The sequence below is a fragment of the Prevotella herbatica genome (assembly GCF_017347605.1).
GTDB classification, from domain to species: Bacteria; Bacteroidota; Bacteroidia; order Bacteroidales; family Bacteroidaceae; genus Prevotella; species Prevotella herbatica.
In genome coordinates this window covers 2,365,585-2,389,166 of the sequence record NZ_AP024484.1, presented here as the reverse complement: position 1 = coordinate 2,389,166, position 23,582 = coordinate 2,365,585, and the positions used below count along the sequence as shown (strand labels likewise).

Annotated in this window: 14 protein-coding genes; 3 read left to right on the top strand and 11 right to left on the bottom strand. The window is 36.8% G+C overall.

Annotation, left to right across the window (positions count from 1 at the left end):
* Nucleotides 1-44: 44 nt before the first annotated feature.
* From prwr041_RS08870 to prwr041_RS08855, 4 genes are all read right to left on the bottom strand, one after another.
* The gene (locus prwr041_RS08870; RefSeq protein WP_207153456.1) at nt 45-1,886 is read right to left on the bottom strand and encodes a fimbrillin family protein; all 1,842 of its coding nucleotides are present in this window, start codon (nt 1,884-1,886) and stop codon (nt 45-47) included.
* Between the two features lie 57 nt (nt 1,887-1,943).
* The gene (locus tag prwr041_RS08865) at nt 1,944-3,647 is read right to left on the bottom strand and encodes a fimbrillin family protein (RefSeq protein WP_207153455.1); all 1,704 of its coding nucleotides are present in this window, start codon (nt 3,645-3,647) and stop codon (nt 1,944-1,946) included.
* 58 nt (nt 3,648-3,705) lie between these two features.
* The gene (locus prwr041_RS08860) at nt 3,706-5,355 is read right to left on the bottom strand and encodes a glycine-rich protein (RefSeq protein WP_207153454.1); all 1,650 of its coding nucleotides are present in this window, start codon (nt 5,353-5,355) and stop codon (nt 3,706-3,708) included.
* Nucleotides 5,356-5,509: 154 nt separating this feature from the next.
* A complete protein-coding gene (locus prwr041_RS08855; protein ID WP_207153453.1) occupies nt 5,510-7,147 on the bottom strand; it encodes a fimbrillin family protein in 1,638 nt (545 codons plus the stop codon).
* A gap of 713 nt (nt 7,148-7,860) precedes the next feature.
* On the opposite strand from prwr041_RS08855, the gene prwr041_RS08850 reads away from it, so the two are divergent.
* Both prwr041_RS08850 and prwr041_RS08845 read left to right on the top strand, forming a co-directional pair.
* Complete coding sequence (locus tag prwr041_RS08850; RefSeq protein ID WP_237072188.1) at nt 7,861-10,425, top strand: glycine-rich protein; 2,565 nt, start codon at nt 7,861-7,863, stop codon at nt 10,423-10,425.
* Between the two features lie 167 nt (nt 10,426-10,592).
* Nucleotides 10,593-11,603: a tyrosine-type recombinase/integrase gene (locus prwr041_RS08845; RefSeq protein ID WP_237072187.1), complete on the top strand. Its 1,011-nt coding sequence runs from the start codon at nt 10,593-10,595 to the stop codon at nt 11,601-11,603.
* Nucleotides 11,604-11,605: 2 nt separating this feature from the next.
* On the opposite strand, the gene prwr041_RS08840 is transcribed toward prwr041_RS08845, so the two are convergent.
* From prwr041_RS08840 to prwr041_RS08820, 5 genes are read right to left on the bottom strand one after another with little or no spacing between them, the layout of a single operon-like run.
* Nucleotides 11,606-12,748 carry a fimbrial protein gene (locus tag prwr041_RS08840; RefSeq protein ID WP_207153451.1) on the bottom strand — a complete coding sequence of 381 codons (1,143 nt, stop codon included), beginning with the start codon at nt 12,746-12,748 and terminating at the stop codon, nt 11,606-11,608.
* A gap of 21 nt (nt 12,749-12,769) precedes the next feature.
* Nucleotides 12,770-13,648: a FimB/Mfa2 family fimbrial subunit gene (locus tag prwr041_RS08835; RefSeq protein ID WP_207153450.1), complete on the bottom strand. Its 879-nt coding sequence runs from the start codon at nt 13,646-13,648 to the stop codon at nt 12,770-12,772.
* A 33-nt stretch (nt 13,649-13,681) separates the two neighbouring features.
* The gene (locus prwr041_RS08830) at nt 13,682-14,944 is read right to left on the bottom strand and encodes a fimbrial protein (RefSeq protein ID WP_207153449.1); all 1,263 of its coding nucleotides are present in this window, start codon (nt 14,942-14,944) and stop codon (nt 13,682-13,684) included.
* Nucleotides 14,945-14,995: 51 nt separating this feature from the next.
* Nucleotides 14,996-16,489 carry a tetratricopeptide repeat protein gene (locus tag prwr041_RS08825; RefSeq protein WP_207153448.1) on the bottom strand — a complete coding sequence of 498 codons (1,494 nt, stop codon included), beginning with the start codon at nt 16,487-16,489 and terminating at the stop codon, nt 14,996-14,998.
* Nucleotides 16,490-16,511: 22 nt separating this feature from the next.
* On the bottom strand, nt 16,512-17,198 hold the full coding sequence (locus prwr041_RS08820; RefSeq protein WP_207153447.1) for a DUF3575 domain-containing protein: 687 nt from the start codon (nt 17,196-17,198) through the stop codon (nt 16,512-16,514).
* Nucleotides 17,199-17,984: 786 nt separating this feature from the next.
* On the opposite strand from prwr041_RS08820, the gene prwr041_RS08815 reads away from it, so the two are divergent.
* Nucleotides 17,985-19,958, top strand: coding sequence for a glycoside hydrolase family 97 protein (locus tag prwr041_RS08815; RefSeq protein ID WP_207153446.1), 1,974 nt, complete (start codon nt 17,985-17,987; stop codon nt 19,956-19,958).
* Between the two features lie 42 nt (nt 19,959-20,000).
* Here prwr041_RS08815 and prwr041_RS08810 read toward each other — a convergent pair whose 3' ends face one another.
* Both prwr041_RS08810 and nagB read right to left on the bottom strand, forming a co-directional pair.
* Nucleotides 20,001-21,992: a glucosamine-6-phosphate deaminase gene (locus tag prwr041_RS08810; protein WP_207153445.1), complete on the bottom strand. Its 1,992-nt coding sequence runs from the start codon at nt 21,990-21,992 to the stop codon at nt 20,001-20,003.
* The gene (nagB, locus tag prwr041_RS08805; protein ID WP_207153444.1) at nt 21,989-22,774 is read right to left on the bottom strand and encodes a glucosamine-6-phosphate deaminase; all 786 of its coding nucleotides are present in this window, start codon (nt 22,772-22,774) and stop codon (nt 21,989-21,991) included. The genes prwr041_RS08810 and nagB overlap by 4 nt, the downstream gene beginning before the upstream one ends.
* Nucleotides 22,775-23,582 lie beyond the last annotated feature (808 nt).

Sequence of the window (23,582 nt, the reverse complement as noted above, 5' to 3'; positions counted from 1 at the left end):
CTCTTCTCTCCGCGAGAGAAGAGAAAAGAATTGAGAACAGGTATTTAATTAGCAGAAACGAAGGTTATACGAGCATATCCATTGCCTGTATGACCTGTTTCGGTGCCACCTGTAGGTGAAGGCATAGAAGCGGTACCTGCAATCATTTGTGAATTGGTAAAAACATACTTTGAATAATGAACAGGAGATCCTGTATGTGTAATTCTATCTGATGTTGATGATTGATCTATGGCATTGCAACCAGGATAGCCTGATATGAAAGAGGATCCACCACCACCACCACCATGTGCTCTATTTGCGGCTCCTCCTCCGTAATATCCAGAACCGCCTGCGCATCCACCTAATACGGATTTATATCCATTGTTTGTTCCTCCATATCCAAATCCACCCTTATTCAATCCAGAATTTATTATTAAGCTTTTATTAGGGTCTCCATCAACATACTCAAACGCATTTTTAGTATTTCCACCTGATGTTTGTGTTCCACCTGAAGCGGTATAATCCAAATTCCCATTTTGACTAATATCATTACCATCCATACCATTAAGACCACCACCAGCACCAGCAATTCCACAGTAAAGAGTATACACTGCACAATATCCTGTACCACTTCCACCTCCAGCAACCATTATTCTAGATTTTAAACTATTAAAATCCTGAGAATCTTGTGAGTAAACAAGTCTAAGATCTGTAGCGCCTCCACCGGCACAGCCCGTTTGTAAACCATTACCATCGGCATGACTGCTCCCATTGCCACCACCGTTCCACCCTCCTAGCAAACTGTTTTTGGATGGATTTTGTCCAACATAAAAGTAGATGGTGGTTCCTGCTTTCAGCAAAATTTCACCTTTAGTATATCCGCCCTTGCCACCATCTCCATTATCGCAACATCCCCCTTGAGCCCCCCAACACTCTATTTTATATGTTCCATCCAAAGGTATTGTATACATTTGAACATTGCCTGTATAGTTAAAAGTTGCGGAAATCGTTTTTGAAATGTTGAATGCATATATTTTTCCTGCACTCCATGTTCCTGATATAGATTTCGTAAGTGTGCCACCATTACTATAAGTAACTGTTATACTTGCATCACTTCCCAAAGTCTGTGGAATCATCATAAAAGTCAATATCCCTGAAGTAATAGAAGCACCAGCATTGGTTGGTACTGATACAGTCTGTGAGAAAGATGTTTTTGACGTCGCATCGGGAGTCCATGTTCCATTAAAGTTATAGGCACCCTTATATAATATATTGTTCAGAGTAATACCGGTTATTGTTCCTGTAGGCATACCTGTGCTGCCTATACTAAACTGTACAGCAGCAAATATATGACTAAATGTTAATGGTGTAGAAGAATTTGTGCTACCACTAATATTATTAGCTGTAGCCGTTATTATATCTACTTGAGTGGTTGCGTCTGCAGGAACGGTGTATGTTAATGTCGGAGTTGTACCCGCTGTGTGAGTTATAGTTCCATTTGTGATACTTGCGGGATAGTACGCATAGAAATTAACCGTTTTGTTTGCACCAGGCCAATAATGATCAGCTATTGTTTCCCAAATCTTATTAGTTGTATTGTACGAAACTACTTCTTTGTTTATTTCTGTTGTATAATTACTTCCGTTTACAATATCTGCAATTATTCCAAATGTTTTGTCTGTTCCAAGAGAAGCATCTGTTATTGGAGTTGCACGTGTTTCTGTTTTAACAGAATGGCTAGCTATAGAATCATTACCCTTCCAAGAAGGGGTAGATACCGAGAAGTTAATTTGTTCATTATTATTCCACCCAAACATATTCATTTCGTTAGCACATGAAGAAAACGAAGAAATAATGATTAATAACAAAAGCGATACATTTATCCTTAACAAAAACTTCTTTCCCATAACTCAATTCTTTTCTCTTCTCTCCGCGAGAGAAGAGAAAAGAATGAGAATAAGTATTTAATTAGCAGAAATAAACGTTATTCTAGCGTAGCCAGCACCCAAATGACCAATTTCCGCACTACCAGATGGTGAAGGCATAGAAGAATCTCCTGCTATCATTGACGAATTTATGAAAATATACCCTGAAGAGTGATTAGGAGAGCCTGTTGGTATAATATTTGTTGATGTTGATGAAGCTGATATCGCATTACAACCTGGATAACCTGATATAAATGATGAACCTCCTGAGGCTGCACAATGATAAGCGTACCCGCCATAATATCCTCCCCCTCCTCCAGATCTACTTAAATTTGCTCCGGAATTTCCTGTTTGTCCTATGCCAAAACTATATCCACTAGTTTGTGTTACACCGCTAACAGTTCCATAATCGCTAGGAAATGTACTTTGTGGATAAGCTCCATCAGCATCAGCAGAAGTTAAGGCTCCTCCATATCCAGGCTTTGTCATAGGAGCTATATTTCCACCACCACCGGCCGCTACTATTATTCTACTTTTTAATGAAGAAAAATCATCCCAACTTCCATTTACCAGCCTTATATCAGTAGCTCCTCCACCTGTAGAATTGTTATAATCGAGACAGCCACTTGTGTATCCTCCACCTCCATTAAATACAGTTGGAGATGATAATGAAGTTGAAGATTGTACCCCTGCACTTCCAACGTAAACATATAGATTTGTTCCTTTATTTAGATAAATATCTCCTGAAGTATATGCACCTTGGCATCTTCCTTGAGCACCCCAACATTGTATTCTATAAGTTCCTGCATATTGTACCGTAAAAGTTTGTGATGCTCCTGTATATGCGAAATTGGATACTACTGTTTTGGATAAATTATAAGTATATGAATTGCCAGCATTCCACGTACCTGATATTGTAGTAGAAAAAGTAGTACCGTTATTGTAAATTAATGAAACTGTTGCATTGCTGAAAACTTGAGGAATCATCATCAAGGTATAAGCATCAGATGTAATATTTACTCCAGCCGATCCTGTTATTGCTGTAGATGGTGATACTGTAAATGATGATGTTGTTGAACTAGGAGTCCACCCACTTCCAAAAGTGTATGTACCAGTATTTTTTATTCCACTTATTGTTATGGATTTTATAGTCCCACTAGGTAGCCCGTTATTGCCAACAGCAAACTTAACTGCTGCAAAAATATGATTGAATGTCAATGGGGTAGAAGAATTAGTATTGCCACTTACATTATTACCTGTAGCAGTAATTATATCAATCTGGTTGCTAGATTCAGTAGGAACTGTATATGATAATGTTGGTACAGAGCCTACTGTATGAAAAATAGTACTAATGTTACTTGGATAGTATGCATAGAAGTTAACAGTTTTATTTGTAACTCCAGACCAATAATGAGGAGTTGTGGTCTGCCACATGCTATTTATGAAAGAAACGGTTTCGTTATTGATTATTGTGCTGTAACTATTACTTCCATTATTGACATCAGCAATCATGTTAAAAGTGCTTGACGTTCCTAATGATATTCCTGAGATTGGAGTAGCTCTAGAATCCTGATTTGAATTATTATCGTTATTTTCCCATTCGGGTACAGATACAGAAAAGTTAATTAGTTTATTATTATTTCCTTCAAGTATATTCATTTCACCAGTACATGAACAAAACAGAGAAATAATAATTAATAACAAAAATGATACATTTATCCTTATCAAAAACTTTCTTACCATAACTCAATCCTTTTCTCTTCTCTCCGCGAGAGAAGAGAAAAGGATTGAGAACGGGAATTTAATTGGCTGAAACGAAAGTTATTCTAGCGTAGCCATTACCTGAACGAACGCCATTGCTCATACCTGTTGTTCCACTTATTAAATTTGAACCTAAATGTCCGGAACCACCGCCACCAGCTCCAGAATATGAGGTACCTCCGCCACCGTACCAACCGCCTCCTCCGCCTGCACCATAATCATTGAGAGAACTTTGATATCCATCCCCCCCCTGCCCGAAGCTACCATCTACTAATGTATTAGGACTTGGATAGACAGATGTAGATTGAGCTACGGAAGCACCACCTGAAGTTTGACTGCCACCATATGCCGATGCTGAAGCTGCAAAATCACTACTTTGTTGTGAATTTCCATTTCCTCCATTCAAACCTCCGCCAAAGCCACCGGTACCACTCCATTCTACTCCTCCTGCACCTCCAGCGACAATCAATACTTCTGATTGATAATTTTTATAATTACTTAATACCCCTCTGTTTGTTGTGGCTATATGAGAAGCACCTCCTCCAGGTGCAGCACCTTTTCCTCCACCATTATAGGTTTCACTACCGCCATTAAAAGTATTATAAGCTACAGATCCTCCTGTATAGATATAAAGTACTGCTCCAGTCGTTAGATAAATATTTCCATAACTATAACCTCCATTTGCACTTATGCCGCCAGACCATCCCGAAGAACCTTGAGCGCCCCAAACTTCTAATTTGTAAGTTCCTGTAAGAGGGACTGTATAAGTCTGAACATTACCAGTATAATCAAAATTCGCTACAGGTATAGTTTTTGAAATATTGTAAGTATATATTTTTCCAGCATTCCATGTTCCTGCTATAGATTTTGTAAGTGTTCCACCATTACTATAGGTCACGGTTATACTTGCGTCACTAGCTAGTGTTTGAGGTATCATCATAAAGGTCGTAGTGCCTGATGTTATTGCTGTACCGGCACTTGTAGAAGATGATACTGTTTGTGAGAAAGACTTTTTTACCGTTGCATCTTGAGTCCAAGTTCCATTAAAGTTATAAGTTCCCTTATATAATATATTATTCAACGCAATACCTGTTATTGTACCATTAGGCATACCCGAACTGCCTATATTAAATTGTACGGCCGCAAAAATATGATTAAAAGTTAATGGCGTAGCAGAATTAGTATTCCCACTAACATTCGTCCCTGCCGCTGTCATTATATCTATTTGATTAGATACATTATCAGAAACTGTATAGGATAAAATTGGCGCAGAGCCTACTGTATGAGTAATACTGGTAGAAATAGTGGTAGGGTAGTATGCGTAGAAGTTTATAGTCTTAGTAGCTATCCCTGACCAATAATAATTATTTGATGTTTTCCATAAATTATTGGTACAAGTAACAGTTTGACTATTTATCAATGTACTGTAATTACCAGCTCCGTCATTTTGGTCTGCTATTAAGTTAAATGTATTAGAAGTGCTTAATGATGTTCCTGCTATTGGCATTGCGCGTGAACTTTTCATAGTAGTAGAAGAATCAGTACTCTTCCATTCTGGGACAGATACGGAAAAGTTTATTTGTTTATTATCTTCAAAAACATTCATTTCGTTAGCACATGAAGAAAACGAAGATATAATAATTAATAATAAAAGTGATACATTTATACCTCGCAAAAACTTTCTTACCATAACTCAATCCTTTCTCTTCTCTCCGCGAGAGAAGAGAAAGGTTCGTTTTAAAAATATTTAGGGGGGATAAAGTTAAATCAGTTTTACAAATAAGTATCATTAGTATTTCTCAAACGATCAAAAATCTTTTAATCATATGTGCTCTATATAATTCTTAAAATGCTATCGCTGATCTTACAACCATATTATCAACATATTCCTTTGATAAGTTTCCTATTATATATACAGCATCTCCTGAAAAAGCCGCATCACAAGCTACTGAACCATTATACTCAGAACTACACCAATTCCAAGAAATAGAGTAAACTGTTTCTGATGTGTTATTATATGTTTTTGCTAAATTAATATATGTATTAATTGAATTTTCTATAATGATTGATGCTTGAGAAGATGATCCACTAGTTCCATTGTTTATGAAAGATGCTTTGCCAATATACAGCATAAAATAATACCATTGGCCGATACTAGGAAGGTACCATCCACTATTATTTGTTTTTGGTGCTGCATTTATAACACTTCCATAAGTTCCATTTCCAAAATTAAGAGCAGAATAATAAGCAGGATAGTTTGAATTAGATAAAATTTTAGAATTACTGCCACCATAAGTTTTCATTGAAAGGCTATGAGTATAGCCATCCATATCCAATTTCATTTTATCAAAAGTGGTCGGAAAATTGGTGTTAACATCCTTGTTGTCAACTATACCGTCATTAGAACTTTCCCATGGTATTGATTTCGCTGCTGTTTGCAAAGCCATAGCATAACCATGTTTCCACCCATGTCCACTATCAATCGAGCTTGTTGTATTGTAAAATATTATTCCTATTGGTAATGCTGTAGAACTAGAATGCTCTGCAATTGTTCCCCAAGTACCATCGCTATAATAGTAATCACCAATATTTACAGGTTTTGATAAATTATAAGTATATGATGCTCCAGCGGTCCAATTTCCAGATATATTTTTTTTATATGTTGTCCCTGTATTATATGTAAGCGTGATGGTTGCATTCGTAAAAGGTTGAGGAATCATCATTAAAGTAAAGGCGTCAGATGTGATATTTTCTCCGCTAGTACCAGTTATTGTTGCAGATGGTGATACTGTAAATGATGATATCGTTGAACCAAGAGCCCATCCACTTCCAAAAGTGTATGTGCCTGAATTCTTTATCCCATCTATCGTTATTGATTTAATAGTTCCACTAGGCAATCCGCTAGTACCTACAGCAAACTTTACTGCCGCAAAAACATGATTAAAAGTTAATGGCGTAGCAGAATTAGTATTCCCACTAACATTATTAGCAGTAGCTGTGATTATATCAATTTGGTTGACTGCATCATTTGGGACTATATATGATAGTGTTGGCGCAGATCCAACGGTATGAGAAATATTACCAGAAATACTAGTAGGGTAGTATGCGTAGAAGTTAACCGTCTTATTAGTGATTCCTGGCCAATAATGAGGATTTGTAGTCTGCCACATGCTATTAATGAAAGATACAGGTTCTTTATCTATCAAGATACTGTAACTGCCAACTCCGTCATTTTGATCTGCTATCAAGTTGAAATTTTTATCAGTACCAAATGAAGTATCCACAATTGGTATTGCGCGTGAAGATTTGGTGCTAGACAATGAATCTATATTTTGCCATTCTGGAGTTAATACTGAAAAGTTAATTTGTTCATTATTATCACAGCCTATAATGTTTGCTTCGCCAGTACATGAAGAAAACAGAGAAATTATAATCAATAGTAAAAGTGATACATTTATCCTAAGCAAAAACTTCTTTTCCATAACTCGATCCAATTCTGTTCTCTCCGCGAGAGAATAGAAATATACGAATATCTTATTATAAATATAAATGCATGCAGTATTAGTTTCGATAATACTTATGAAAGTTCCTTTAGTTATTAATAAATAATGTGGAAGTTCTAAATAACAAAATGAAAGTTTAAAAGAAATAGTTGTTGATTTAAGCATGAAGAGTATTTCTATTTATGACTATAAATTTATATCAAAGGAATATCACTGTTTTTTTAATGCTAAACCTTATATAATTTGTTATTTATATAACAGATATTATATACTATTTTGTTCATGTTTAGGCATAAAATAATATGTAAAGTGTTAAAAATCAGTCGACTTGTAATTTTTGATGAAAAAAAGTTTCTAAAAATTTGGATTGTTTATAAATAAAATCTACTTTTGCACCATTATTAATTAAAAAATCTCTTCTCTCGCGGAGAGAGGGACATTTTTTTGAGTGATAATTATTGAAAATTGTTATAGTGATTATTATGAGTATCAATGATTTACAAAAGTGTTTAACTGGTATAGTATGTATATGTGCATTAACCCTATCGTCTTGCCGAGAAAGCGGAGAATTTGCGTATAATGATCTATCGGGAAATAAGATATTATTTACCACACGGACAGTAGAAGGATGGACAGGACAACAGGCGAAATCGCGAGCAGTTTTGTCAAGTAATGAGAAAGAACCACTAATAGTGAAATCTGACATCCCTACCCCACTATACCTTCACCCCATAACACAAATAGGAACCCATATTCAAACAGCTAATAATATTCCTATAACTAAAAGCGGAAGAGTTATAATTGATGAATCTACAGATAAGGTGCTACCTACTCGTGGAGCACCAAACACTTCATCTTCTATTGGAAGCTCATTTGGCTTACTCGCTTATCGCAGTACTAGTTCTGCTACTGATTTAAGCGGTATCGCACCCGATTTCATAAATAATCAACAAGTTAGCACTTCTGGAAGTATCTGGAAAACGGGTACTGACTACTTTTGGCCTGACAATGGTGATAAACTGTCTTTTTTCGCCTATACTCCTTTTGGTAACAGTGATGTGACCGTTGCGAGTGCTTCGTCAACTGGTACGCCATCTATCACATATACAGCTAATACTGATGTGACAAAACAACCAGACCTGATGGTTGCCAAGACATTGAATCAGACAAGAAATACCACGTCTATTGCGGCAGGAGTTGATATGTCATTCTATCATGCTCTCACGGCAATCACATTCGCTGTAGGTAAGGACATGGTGCCTGGTGTATTCAAGAGTATAGCTATAAAAGGGGCTATAACAACCGCAACGTATAATTTGAGCACAAACGCCTGGGATACAAGCAATGGTACAAGTACAGGTAATATAAGTATTACTCTCAACGGAACAACAGGAATAGTCATTGATGGCACTGCAGACGTAGCGCTTACCAGTGGAACAAGTACTATGATGATGATTCCACAAACTTTCTCGCCTAGCAGCACCGCATATATAGAAGCGGTATTCAATAATGGGAACGGAGATAAGACTCTCAAAGCACCTCTGGCAGGAACTACATGGGATTCTGGTACATCCATTATATATAAGTTGTCTACATCTTCGGTTAACACAATGACATTAGGAGCTATCTCCTACCCTAGTTCTTGGGGAGGAACTGAGGCCCCAGTTTCAAGTTTCCAGAATCCAGAAGCCGTTGGCATATATGTAGTGGATCAGAACAACAATATAAAGAATTCAAATGTAAAAGCTTCTTATAATGGCAGTAGTTGGATTTTAGATAATAATATTTTGTTTTCCCCACAGTATAAGTATTTCGCTTATTATCCATATAAATCATCTCAAACATCAAGCGTTACTGCTACTGCAACTACAGCTGACGCATTTTTTACTAATCTCATTTCTGGTTGGTCTGTTACGACAATTCAAAACACAACAAACGATTTTAAAGCAAATGACCTGCAAGTTGCAATGGGAACAATAAGCAGTACAGCAAGCAGTATCACATTTGATATGGCACACAAAATGGGGCTTGCCGTAATAACTCTAGGAACAAAAAGTGTTCCTACAACAAGGACCTATACGGGAGGAAATTCAACATTCTCAGACTCTTCAGATAAGACAACCGTTACTGCCTCAAGTAATTTTTCGGGAAATCAACCTTTGCTTTACAATAATAAGTATTATTATATAGCGAAGGCAGGTTCGGGTACTACATTCAATAGCATTACAGCAAATAATGATGCATGGTCGGCTCCTCTTTCTACAACTATCTCACCAGGAAGTTATTCTGCATTGACAGCGACAAATACAAGCCGAACGTTTTATAAGTTTATTGCAAACTTCAATTATACAGGTGCTGCTCAAAGTTTTACTATACCTTTGTATGGAACAAGTAAATTTGAATGTTGGGGAGCATCAGGAGGAGATATAAACGGATTTTTAGGAGGGCATGGCGCTTATACCATAGGAAATATTAGTTTACAAAAAGACAATGCAGTATACATTTATGTAGGACAACAAGGTAGTACATTAGTAGCAACATCCACCCCCTTTAATTCTGGTTCTACTTTAATCAACGATAATGCCCAATATCAATGGGGAAGAAATGGAGGTGGAGCATCAGATATTAGACTTACATCAGGAGCATGGAATGATTTTAATAGCTTGAAATCTAGGATTATGGTTGCAGCTGGTGGTGGTGGTGCAAACAATAGAAATAGTACAAATACTGCAACCGAAGTATGGTATGGTGATGGAAATGGAGGATACGGAGGAACATTAATAGGAGGAAATGGTACTTCTATAAATCACACAAATCCTTCTACTGGTGGATCTTACGGATATAACAACAGTTTCGGGGCTACACAAACAGCAGGAGGGTATTATATATATTATACTTATAATACAACAAGCAACACATTTGTATATAATTCAACTGTGTCAACTGGTCATTTTGGTTATTGTGATGGAAATACGCAAACTGGCGGAGGTGGTGGATATTATGCAGGAAGCAATGCTGCCCATTGTGGTGGCTCTGGGGGATCTTCATTTGTATCGGGCTATACAGGGTGCAATGCCATTAAAGCAACGTCAACAGCTACTGTTATAGAACCTTCAGATACTCCAAATCATTATAGTGGTTACGTATTTACAAATTCAACCATGATTGCAGGCAATACATCTTTGCCTGCACCAGGAGGAGGCAATGAAACAGGACATACTGGCAACGGCTATGCACGTATCACATTTATTCCATGACTTTTTTATTAAAAACAGGAGTTTCAAACTGCATAAATAATCTGAAATAAATGCCGATTTGACAATATTAATGAATATTTTCTTCAATTTATACAACTATATTACAAATATTATAATAATATATCCAATTTTTATCTTACCTTTGGACCTTCAAGATTAAGGGATTTATGGTAAAAATTATTATTGATATTTCTGAAGGTACAATTAAGAAGGGTAAAGACATTGTAATTAAGGTAGATGATAAAGGTATAGGTCACATAACAAACGATACACCTAAACAAAAAGTAGATAAACATTCTCTTTTTGCATTTATGAAAAATGTTATTACTCAATTATCTCAAAATGGGCATAACCGCACTGCTGAGACATATACTAGTACACTACACAGTTTTAAAAAATTCAGAAAGAATAAAGATATTAATATGCAGGATATAGACTGCATGCTAATAGAATCATACGAGACTTTTTTGCGTTCTGGAGGTGTCACAATGAACTCCAGTTCTTTTTATATGCGCATATTGCGAGCTGTTTACAATAGAGCTGTAGACAGCGAGTTAATATTTGACAGTAGACCATTTAGGCATGTTTATACAGGAGTTGACAAGACTTTGAAGCGTGCTATACCAACACTAGACATCAGTAAGATCAGAAGCATGACAAAAATAAGAAAATCAATGGAATTTGCTAGAGACATGTTCATGTTTAGTTTCTATACGCGCGGCATGTCGTTTGTTGATATGGCATTCCTAAAGAAAACAGATATTGAATATGGTTTTCTCACCTATCGAAGAAAGAAAACAGGTCAAATATTGTCTATAAAATTGGAACAATGCATGCGCGACATCATACAACGCTATCCATGCAATGACAGTACATATTTATTGCCGATAGTGAATTCAAACAAAGACAACGAGCGTACACAATATCGCAGTCGTCAAAGGGCAATAAACAACAATTTAAAAAAGATAGCTAAAGAACTAGGATTAGACTGCAACCTTACAATGTATGTAGCAAGACACTCATGGGCAAGCGCAGCATTAGATATGGAAATTCCTATAGACGTGATAAGCGACGGAATGGGTCACACATCAGAGAAGACTACAAGAATATATCTGAAGTCAATGGACAACAGGCGTATCGACTTTGCTAACGAGCGCATAATAAGTGCTGTAGAATAAAACTACATCGATACGTCTATTGAATTATTAGTCCACTGTTTAATCCCAGGCGCATCGAAATAGATATTAGCATCATAGTCCACTCTCACATCATCTTCACTAGCCCCACTACCAGTAATATTCACCGTAACTGTATAATTAGTATTACGATAGATATTATAATCAGAATAATCATAGGTAGCACCACTCGTACCAGTTGAAGTAAGAATCTTTCCACCTAGATAAATATAGAATCTACTTTTCCAGATATCAGTATGAGCATCCACTGTCAGATAAGATACATTGAGGCCTGAAGTGTTAATTTTGTTTCTATCCTTCCATGTAGTAGAAGCTGAATTTTTGCCAGCCAAATTTTCATACACATAATATGTGAAAGAGAGCGTGTTACCATCGGTTGTCTTTGTCGTTAGTGCAACAGGATCAAAATCACCATAAGAAACTGTATTAGGTTCTGACGTATAAGTATCAACATAATAACAAGCCAAAGGTACATGGTGCAGTTGATAACCATCTATTGTAATAGGATAAAGACTCGCTGAAGTCTTTTTTGGTTTTATATTAAACGTTATCTTGCTCAATAACCTCGCAACAGCAATTGTTTTCTCTAATTTAGTTCCAGATTTTATTTCAACTCCTGCCTCTTGAGCAAACATGATAGGATAAGTATCAATATTGGTTTTATCATCTTGAAGATAAGAAGGGGCTGTTATAGTAGCATATTGCTGATCAAACAGAGTTTTATTATACACACCTTTAAACGTTCCACTACTAACATTTGCAACCACATAGATTGTACATCCTACGGCAGGTCTGGTTGTAATAGTAACACTAGCACCAGTATGAGTAATATCACCAGCTCCATAACCACTACCTATCACATCACCATTACTATCAAAAATAAATACAGTAACATTATTTATTTGATTTTCTGTTGTCGATGTAATCGCACGCGTAACACTGCTGTCCTGTTTCGTTGATGTTTCAGAATCTAAAGACTTACATGTCAACACAACAACAGCCTTATCATCTTCAGGATTATCATTCTCACTACAAGACTGCATCAAAAAAGATGCAGTGAAAGAGACAAGAACAATGAAACTGAAAACAACTTTTTGAAATATATTATGTTTACTGTTTAATGTCATAAAATTTAACATTCAGTCAACTTATTGGAATACACCAGGATTAGGGACCTCATCCCAAGGCACAATTCTAATAGTCATATCTGTAGAGTAACTGGCGTTTATCACAAAAACGATATTGTCACGCTTATTCACAATCAGAGGTTTATTATCCTCATCAACATCCCTATCGAAGAGCATTCCACCATCCTCTTTATAAACACGAACACGAACCCTCTCATCGGAACCAGATGCGAAAACCATTGCATTTCCTGTAACATAATTACCTTCGGAATCAAATTTACCAGTAAACTCATAGTTTATCAATTCACCAGAAGTTGAACCATCATAAGCAATACCACTACGCAATCCCTCTACAACTATGCGATAGTTACCATCACCAAAACGCTCCCTTAGTCCATTAACTCTTACACTAATTCTAGAACGAACATCCTTCATAGATATAACATATCTATTACTTGTCGGATCAGACGCAGTAGCCGTGGTATCAATACTACCGTAATAAATAGCACTAGGTTGAGGAGAAATATTATTACTACTAGTTTTGAGTTGAAGCCAAACATTCTTTATTGACTCCCCCACGGATGGTACATTCATCTTACAAGCAGCAGTATCTTTCGCAGCAATAGCAACGAAAGTAATTCGATCCCCCTTGTCAAATGACAATCTGTATAAGCCATCATCTTCTGCACTTATTGTCTGTTTGTAGATACCATTTACAAACCAATAAACATCATATTTATGCGCAACAGAATCAGGTATATTAGAATGTGAACCTGTGCTATCAACGATATTAAGCATCAAATCACATTGTTTACGATCAGGATACTCATCGTAAATGCATGATGCCATAATCATTGACAGCAAAAGTCCAATTAATATTGTCTTAATTCCATTACGCATAATGATAATACTTATTCAAAGTCTTTTAACTATTTATTCAAAAACAGTTTCCTGTGACACATTATCAAATGATGCAACCTTAACTGTTACTGAAACGTCCTCAGGATCTATGGTTGCAGTTGGAGAAGCTGCACCCTTAGTCTTTATCTTAACATTGCAGATATAATTTTTGTTAGGAGAAACCTGCTTAGCAATAATGCCCACAGCTTTATCGGCAGGACCTGATTTCTTTGTTGCAGTATCATATACCCAATTTATATTTACTGGATAGTATACAGGATTTGTATCAGGCGTACCATCACCATTTGAATCAAACGTATTGCCAGGATCAGGCGTACCATCACCATCAGAATCAAATGTACCGCAAATCACCAATTTAGTGTTATTTGCTACATCACTGTTAGGCATCGTATAAAAAAATTTATTAAGGGTAACAGATGATGTTTTTGAAGCAGCAACTTGCAAAGGGCTAACAGTTACACTTCCTGTACCGAGGTACTCCTTATATGTAGTTGCCTTATCATCATTACCGTGGTAAATTATAGTAGAACCAGACCATGCATCTGAATTGAATTTTAAATCTTCAGGAACATTAATCAAGAAAAAACTAGTCGGTGTAAAAATAGCATTCTTATAAGGACCGTTCGGATCAAAAGCAACAGCTAAATCGCTTAAAGTTATCTTTGCCAGCTGATGATTAACATTAACATTTGCAGTATAGGTAGTTGATCCAGTAGCTGGTTTTATTATATTGCCAGAACCATACATTGGTATGTTATTTTTAGCCTCAGCAGTTCCGATATTATTTTTGTCGTCAGTAGCAAGAGCCGCATCTATAGCTATTGTTTTGTCCTCAAAGTCAGATGCTTTGGTGCAACCATTAAAAGTCGTAGTTGGAGCATTAACTGCTACCAATACCATATCCCCATCTGCCAAAGAATTTGTTACCAAAGTTGCAGTCGTTTCTTTTTTAGTTCCATCTGTAAAAAAAGTACCTGTAGTTCCTATAGCAGCATCAGAACTCAACTCCTGAATAGTTCTAACTGTATTACCATCAGAACTAAATATACCAATAGTCAATCTATTAATCTGATCTTCTGTGGTGTTTGCAGTCATGTTAGTAGCACGAGTAGTTGTTGCTTTCGGAGTATTGAGAGTAAGAGTCAACACCTTATCTCCAGGATTTACCTTGGTACCAGTCTCAATATTGTCATCACTAGCACAAGAAGAAAAAAGTCCAGTGATTAGGACTCCACAAAGTAGCAGAGTCTGAATTTTAATTATTATTCCTTTCATAAGAAAAATTATTTGTAATTTATTATTTATTAAAATTTAATCTTCTCAATCCTATTTAAGCTTCTTCACATTGCTAAGATAATCAAGCACTTTTCTAGCTTGTTGTACTCCACCAGCAGCAGCCATCTTCAAATATACCTCTGCCTTAGACAAATCACCCTGTAGCATATACATTACACCAAGATTATTATAAGCGCGTGGATCTGTCTCCCAACGGTTTAGATAGTTCTGTGCCTGAGCAATATTACCACGAATCAAAGCCACACCAGCAGCATCAATATTAGCTTCAACATTATCTGGGAACAGACGAGCTGAGAGGTCCATTATATCATTGAATTCAGAAGATCCAACCTTAAAGTTATTAGCAGATGCATACATCTGAGAAACAGAAACTGCAGTAGCATTATTGAAGGCAGTATTACCAGAATTATATCCGTTAGACTTACGTTCAAGAATCGCAGTATATTTCAATCTGCATACTTCTGGGAACACATAGTGTTTCATGTAAGCATAAGGAGCACCGTCACCGAGCATTTTCAATTCATCTTCACGTCCTGCAACAACATCCTCTGTACGGATGATATCCAAAGCAGCTCCACTGAGTTTCATACTACTTTTATCAACAAGACTAGCTATGCTATCCCAATCTTCTGGTACCCAAGTAACAGTAAGACCATCAGTAGCTGTAGAATTATTTTTCATCAAGAACTGCTTCAAACTAAGAGCTCTCTCATTAGATTCTATTTCATTTTTCTTATAATTACCGATAGGTGCACCATAACCAACAATAGCTACATTACGAACAACCGTACCTTGAACCTGCAACTGAGAATCAAGTGATTTCTTTAATTCTTCATATATAGCCTTATTAAACTTACGATTACTCAATTTTCCAATTTTTCTGCTGTCCATAAGAGGAATTACTCCACTCATTGAAAGTTCAGAACTGTAAACATTCGTAGGGTCAAGAAATTGCACCCAATCTGCTTTAGCAGAAGAACCACCATTTACAAATACCTCGTCTACAGTAAAATCAGAAGTTGATGTAGGAACAGTGTTAAGAACGATCTGTTTAAATACCTTATCCTCATATACATGAGGTGTATGTCCCCATCCACGCTCTTCACTCTCGATAAACAAAGACGCATTTCTCATCCAGTCATTGTAAGGGATAGTGGTATCATAGATAAAATATCTAGTACCATGTCTTGGGTCTTTCGTTACAACAGGTACATTTGTACGGATCAAGTCATTAAAATAATCCTTTCTGTTTTCATACTTCAGACGTTCCTTACTGTTGATAACTACAGATGAAAGCGCTTGAGACTGAAATCCGTTTTTCAGAACAGGGGTGAAATTAAGCATTTCTCCATTGTTAAGAACGTCATCGTTGTAACTTACACGAAGTTGGACCCGAAGAAGACTTCCTTGAATCGTAAACTTCTCGTTGTTGATGAAAAGTTGCCCCTTATACGCAGTTTGAGCTAAAGAGCAGCAAACGCAGCTTAGGGCTAGAGCCAGCAGTGTTAATTTATGAAATTTCATATATCTAGATATTTTTTAATTTTTATTTTATTATGTATACAAGAGTAACCCCAGTGCCCGTAGGCAATACGGTATTTCCAGTAAAGTCACCTTCTTTATAAGGATTATCCCCCTCTCGAAATCTTTCAAATTTAGTACGGACGTAGTCTGCACCCAAAGAGAATTCAATACTACAATGATTAGTCAGTATTAGGTTATAGCCAACGTTTATACCAGCACCGACAAAGTGACCTTGTCTGTGCTTACCATATAATCCATAAGCGTGCAAATTATCAACATTGAAGCCACCAGTAATCATATTAATTCCGACAAAGGGTCCTGTGAATTTACGGTGAAACCAATATTTTATTTCCGGTTGGAAAGAAAAGTTCTTCCACTTCTTATCTCCGTATTTTATCGGGTTGTAAGTACACATAAGACTGACCGAAAAATGCTTTTCTACAGCAACTTCACAACCTAAAGAAGGAACAGACAAAACATCATAAAGCATATTAGTTTTCAAGGCAAAATTTTGCGCTTTAGCATTAGGATTAATCAGGATAAGCATCAGAGAAACGAGCATAAAAAAGCGCAACACATTACTTTTGCAAACACCCAAGTATCTTACAATCCTAATGTTTGCCAATAATGGATAACGTCTAATGCATGAATAGATAGGACACAATAATCTACACCTATTCTGTAGTTTCACATCAAGAATAAAACTCATTTACTTATCACTAATAATTATCACTTTATAGAAGAACTCAACTCTACTAGTTCTTGAGCCTGTAACACAGCTCTTTTTTTAGCTGTCATATAATATCGTGCAAAGATATAAACATTTTTTTGTTATAACAAAATAAACTGACCTTTTAACTAAAAATATTCTTTTTTACCCTTAAATCGATGTAAAATTAGCATAAATCGACTTTCTAGCATCTGACAAAAAGCATTTCCTACTAACAATATTAAACTGTAATCACACAATTAACATATAATTAGTTGACATTCACAAAATAAAGATGACGAAAACCACAAATATATCATTTTTAAATTATATACAGTGTTAGTTTGCATTATTTTACTTTAATTTCAAATCAAACAGTATCATAAGATAAAGAATGAATAAATCAATCTTATTCTATATAAGATTTGCACTACAACAGACTCTATTTAAGGTAAACTGCGCCTCAACAAATTTTGACGAACTGAGAAATAAGTAATTGTATTTGGGGTGAGAATGAAATTCATATAAGTAATAAAAATAAAATTTCCTATTTTATTTTGTATTGTGTTCGGCTTGCACTACCTTTAACCCAGTTGAAGGTAGGCGGCACTCGGGAAAACAAAATTAAAACGATGTTTTATTTTGCTTTTCCACTCGTTTGCACTACCTTTACCCATTGGTGAAGATAGGCTGCGCTCGGGAAAACAAAATTAAAACGATGTTTTATTTTGCTTTTCCACTCGTTTGCACTACCTTTGTAAAAGAAATCTAATTAAATACAATAACATGAAGAGAGCAACTTTAATATCATTGGCATTATTATCGGTAACCATTGCCTTTGCCGATAATCATATTGTTAGTTCGCCAGACGGTAAACTTAAAGTCGACATCAATGACGACGGTGGTCTAGCAACCTACTCAGTAAACTACAACGGAGCGGAAATATTATCACGTTCTGCATTAGGACTAAATGCCAATTATGGTGACTTTACCAAAAATTTGAAAATTGTTAATGCTGAAGAATCAAAAGTAAATAAAAGCTATGACATGACTCGCACTAAAAAAAGTCATGTAGAATATAACGCTAACCAAATTACTCTTGATCTTGTAAACGCAGATAACCTGCCAATGCAGATTACATTCAATGTATCTAACAACGATATCGCTTTCAGATACTCTTTGCCTCGTCCGAAAAATGACAATCCAAAGGCTGCTATTATATATAAAGAGGTGAGCGGTTTCAACTTTCCTTCTCAAACAAGGACTTTCCTTTCTCCACAGATAACACCTATGACGGGATGGGAACGTACAAAGCCTAGCTATGAAGAGGAATATAGACCAGACTCTAAGCTAACAGATCCGTCACAATATGGTGTCGGCTATACCTTCCCATGTTTGTATCGAATTCCAAATGCAAAGGGAAACAACTGGGTGCTGATATCAGAAACAGGAGTGACTGGAGAATACCCAGGAAGCCGACTTTCTGAATATGAAGCTGGAAAAGGCTTTAGCGTTACATATCCACAAAAGGGAGAAGCAAATGGCATCGGAAGCGAATATGCTGCAATTTCTCTTCCAGGAAATACTCCTTGGCGTACAATCACCGTGGGTAGTTCTTTGAAGCCTATCGTTGAGACTACAATTCCATACGATGTAGTAGACCCATTGTATGAAACAAAATATGATTATAAACCAGGAAGATATACATGGAGCTGGCTTATCTGGCAAGACAACAGTGTAAATTATGATGACCAAGTGGCATTTATTGATGTCTCAGCAAAGATGGGATATGAGTATGTACTTGTTGATGGATTCTGGGATACACAGATTGGTAGAGACAGAATGGAAAAACTATCTAAGTATGCTCAAAGCAAAGGTGTACACCTTTTGTTATGGTATAACAGTAACGGTTTTGAAAACGATGCGCCACAAACTCCACGTAATGTGATGAGTAATTCTATCGCTCGAAAGAAAGACATGGCTTGGATGCAGAAAATTGGTGTAAAGGGTATAAAGGTAGACTTCTTTGGCGGAGACAAACAACATACAATGCAACTTTATGAAGATATTCTGAGTGATGCCAATGACTATGGCATTCAGGTAATATTCCACGGATGCACAATCCCTAGAGGTTGGGAGCGCATGTATCCTAACTATGTTGCAAGCGAAGCTGCACTTGCCAGCGAGAACGTTTACTTCTCTGACTATCACGCAAAGAAAGAAGGCTTTGAAATGAACATGTACCCATATACAAGAAATGCCGTAGCCAGCTTTGACTGGGGTGGTGTTATCATGAACAAATATATGAGTAAGGACAACAAGAGCCGTCATCAAAGATTCACTGGTGATATATTTGAAATGGCAACCGCTATCACAAACCAGACAAGTGTAAACTGCGTTGAGGTAACACCAAACGTGGTTGAAACATTACCTGATTTTGAGAAGGAATGGTTGAAACAAATCCCTACAACATGGAATGACGTGAAGTTCTTAGACGGATATCCTTCAAAGTATACTGTTATAGCACGAAAGACTGGTGACAAATGGTATGTAGGTGGTATTAACGGTACAGACAAACCAATAACTATCACATTGAATCTTGACATGTTTGCCGGAAAGACAGTGAAACTATATGCAGACGGAAACAAAAAACAAGGTGAGCTATGGCCTACACCAAGTTTGAAGAACATAAAGATAAGCAAGAACGGAAAGACAAAGATAACGATAGCTCCAATGGGCGGCATCATCGTCAACGAATAATAATAATCCCGGATTCAAAACGAATCCGGGATTATTATTTTATCACAGCATTTTATATTCCACAAACGCTTCCATAGCCTCATAACAAGCCAAGCCCAAATCATCATATAATTTTGCGGTAGCTCTATTACGGTCTTCGGCACGCTGCCAGAACAAACGTTCATCATTTCCGAGGAACGGTGCACTTTCCATCTGCGAACTATGCTTCAATATCGCATTACGCTTTGCACGCAACTCTTCCGGACTCATCGGAACACACATTTCGATGTTCTCTATTTCCCATTCAGCCCATGCCCCACGATACATCCACACACGACAGTCATTAAGCCATTCTGCACCTTCTTCTTTCTCCAGATCAAGTGCAGCCAAAACAGCATCCGTACACTTTCTGTGGGTTCCATGCGGATCAGCAAGATCACCGGCAACATATATCTGATGCGGTTTCACCTCTTTTAATAGGGCACGTACAATTTCTACATCCTTTTCTGTCATCGGCAACTTTTCTATCTTGCCACTTTCATAAAAAGGAAGGTCTAAAAAATGCACATTATCTAGCGGTATATGATTAAACGTACATGCGGTACGAGCCTCTCCACGGCGAATCAATCCCTTTATCGTTCTTACCTCTACAGTATCAATCTCACCGTCTTTCTTGTTTGCCAGGAATTCCTTTATCTCCTTATACATCTTTGTGATAGTAGCATCTTCACTATTTATAAACAACTGATTGAAGCCGTTTATGAAATGCATGAATCTTGTCACTTCCTCATCACCAACAGCAATATTTCCACTAGTCTCATAAGCAAGATGTACCTCATGATTCTGCTGTACAAGTCTTCTGATTGTACCTCCCATGGAAATAACATCATCATCTGGATGTGGCGAGAACACGATCACCTTCTTTGGATATGGATTGGCACGTTCCGGTCGAGACGTATCATCAGCATCCGGTTTACCTCCTGGCCATCCCGTGATAGTATGCTGAAGATCGTTGAATATCTTTATGTTAGCATTATAAGCAGAACCATACAATGCAAGAAGTTCTGACAAACCATTTTCGTTATAATCCTTATTAGTAAGTTTCAGAATTGGTTTATGAAGTTTTTGGCACAACCAAGTAAGGGCTGCGCGTATCAGTTTATCAGTCCATTTGCAATTTGTTACCAACCATGGATGAACTATACGTGTAAGTTTTGCCGCCGCTGCAAGGTCTATCACCACATGAGCATCGTTGTGCGTCTGCAAGAATGAGGCAGGTATCGACTCTGCGATAGAACCTTCCACTGTCTGCTGAATAATATCCGCCTTCTCTTCGCCCCATGCCGTAAGGAATATCTTGCGTGCAGAAAGGATTGTGGCGATACCCATTGTTATAGAACATGGTGGCACAGGTTCCTGAGTTCCAAAACTCATTGTCATTTCTTCACGGCTTGTTGCGTCTATCAGCATCAGTCGTGATGTTGTTGTTAATCCTGAACCAGGTTCGTTTGTGGCAATATTACCAATTCTTCCAATACCAAGAAGTATGACGTCTATACCACCGCAGTTCCTTATATTCTCTTCATACAACCGACATTGCTCCAACACTTTATCCTGTGGAGTTGTACCGTCTGGAGAAAATATGTTTTCAGGTTTCACGTCAATATGATCAAGCAACATATCATGCAATTGCGCTATGGCACTGTGTGAACTTTTTGCGCTTTGTGGAAAATACTCATAAGAATTGAACACGATTACATTACTGAAACTAAGTTCATGTTTCTCATATCTTGAAATCAGTTCATCATATACAGGAACAAGAGACTTTCCTGTACCTAGTCCCAATACGCATTTGCGTCCTTCGCTAGCATGATTGGAAATAATCTTCGCTATCTCATCGGCAATATTACAAGCACCTTCTTCGACTTTGGGGAATATGTCTGTGGGAATCTTCTCACAGCGTGTAATCTCCGAACGTTCTACAGCGGTGCTAGGACGATAAAATTCCTCTGGCACCTTGTTTAATACTATTTGTGAACTTAGACTTAATTTCATAATCCTTCTATATCCTTAAAATAACGATATGTTCCTACTTTCAATTCATCTGTTGCAGCTTCATCGCATACTATGATACCGTGCTGGTGCATCTGTAATGCAGATATTGTAAACATCTGACTTACTCCGCCTTCCACTACAGCCTGCAAAGCTCGTGCCTTAGCGTGACCATTCACAAGAACCATAACCTCACGTGCATCCATAACCGTACCAACTCCCACTGTCAGAGCATAAGCAGGAACTTTATTCATATCGTTGCCGAAGAAGCGACTGTTTACAATTCGTGTTTCTTGTGTCAGTGTTTTTTGTCGTGTACGTGAACTCAAAGAAGAGCCTGGTTCATTGAACGCAATGTGTCCATCAACGCCTACTCCACCTATAAACAGGTCTATCCCCCCAGCTTCTTCTATCTGCTTTTCATAGTTGGCACATTCAACCTCCAAGTCAGCAGCATTACCGTTAAGGATATGAATATTTTCATTCGGACAATCAACATGCTTAAACAAATTGTTATGCATAAAAGAATGATAACTCTCTGAATGTTCCACCGGCAGCCCCACGTATTCATCCATATTGAACGTAACTACATTTTTGAAAGAAACTCTCTTTTCATTATATGCTTGAATAAGTTTCTTATACATACCGATAGGTGAAGACCCAGTAGGAAGTCCCAACACAAACTTTTTTTGCGGTGTTGGGTTAAAGTCATTAATTCGTTTAATGACATGTTCGGCAGCCCATTCCGCCAACTGTTCGTAATCTTTTTCTATAATTAATCTCATGCGCAATATGTTGGTTAGATTATCTATATTGATATTGCAAATATACAAAAAACGAGCCTAAAAGCAAAATAAAACACCGCTATATTTTTCTATAGTTGATACATTTATCACCATTTCCAACAAATACGCACAGTAATTATCAAGATATACAATTACTACAAGTACTTTCTTAATATAATCATATACATCGTACCTTAATTTGAAGGACCACATCCTATACTATTATCATAAATAAAAAAAACTTTTTTTGTTCAAATTCTCAAAATATCCTCCACTAGTAGAGTAATCAACTATCAATCAATACTTTAGCGGTGGAGGATATCCTCCACTATCCTCCACCTATCCTCCACTTTTTTACAAATTAAAATAGAATTATCACGTTTGACATCAACTTTAACGATCAAACGTTTGCGTTTCTACGATATAAAGTTTACGTTTCATCGATCAAACGTTTGCGTTTCTACGACATAAAGTTTGCGTTTCATCGATCAAACGATGTCTATTTCTACGTAAAACAGGTTGCTAAATTAATAACAAGCACATCAAGTTATTCCTTTTTTGCATGCACATATAATACTAGGTATGATTTCAAAATATCATAATACCCCTAAAATATGGCGGAGTTTTTTTTGTTTCAGTGCTCCATGTAAACATTTTTAAAGTTACATTGATTCTTTAAAATCAATATTTAAACTTCACATCAGCTATATATTTCCCAATACTTTACAAAATAGTGGAGGTTAGTGGAGGATAGTGGAAGATAACCTCCACCGATAAAACATTATATTTCAGCATGTTATATTAACCG

Coding starts and splice junctions, on each gene's coding strand:
- prwr041_RS08810 (WP_207153445.1), bottom strand. CDS start 21,992: ATGAAATTAAGTCTAAGTTCACAAATAGTATTAAACAAGGTGCCAGAG.
- prwr041_RS08820 (WP_207153447.1), bottom strand. CDS start 17,198: ATGAGTTTTATTCTTGATGTGAAACTACAGAATAGGTGTAGATTATTG.
- nagB (WP_207153444.1), bottom strand. CDS start 22,774: ATGAGATTAATTATAGAAAAAGATTACGAACAGTTGGCGGAATGGGCT.
- prwr041_RS08865 (WP_207153455.1), bottom strand. CDS start 3,647: ATGGTAAGAAAGTTTTTGATAAGGATAAATGTATCATTTTTGTTATTA.
- prwr041_RS08845 (WP_237072187.1), top strand. CDS start 10,593: ATGGTAAAAATTATTATTGATATTTCTGAAGGTACAATTAAGAAGGGT.
- prwr041_RS08830 (WP_207153449.1), bottom strand. CDS start 14,944: ATGAAAGGAATAATAATTAAAATTCAGACTCTGCTACTTTGTGGAGTC.
- prwr041_RS08825 (WP_207153448.1), bottom strand. CDS start 16,489: ATGAAATTTCATAAATTAACACTGCTGGCTCTAGCCCTAAGCTGCGTT.
- prwr041_RS08860 (WP_207153454.1), bottom strand. CDS start 5,355: ATGGTAAGAAAGTTTTTGCGAGGTATAAATGTATCACTTTTATTATTA.
- prwr041_RS08835 (WP_207153450.1), bottom strand. CDS start 13,648: ATGCGTAATGGAATTAAGACAATATTAATTGGACTTTTGCTGTCAATG.
- prwr041_RS08870 (WP_207153456.1), bottom strand. CDS start 1,886: ATGGGAAAGAAGTTTTTGTTAAGGATAAATGTATCGCTTTTGTTATTA.
- prwr041_RS08840 (WP_207153451.1), bottom strand. CDS start 12,748: ATGACATTAAACAGTAAACATAATATATTTCAAAAAGTTGTTTTCAGT.
- prwr041_RS08855 (WP_207153453.1), bottom strand. CDS start 7,147: ATGGAAAAGAAGTTTTTGCTTAGGATAAATGTATCACTTTTACTATTG.
- prwr041_RS08815 (WP_207153446.1), top strand. CDS start 17,985: ATGAAGAGAGCAACTTTAATATCATTGGCATTATTATCGGTAACCATT.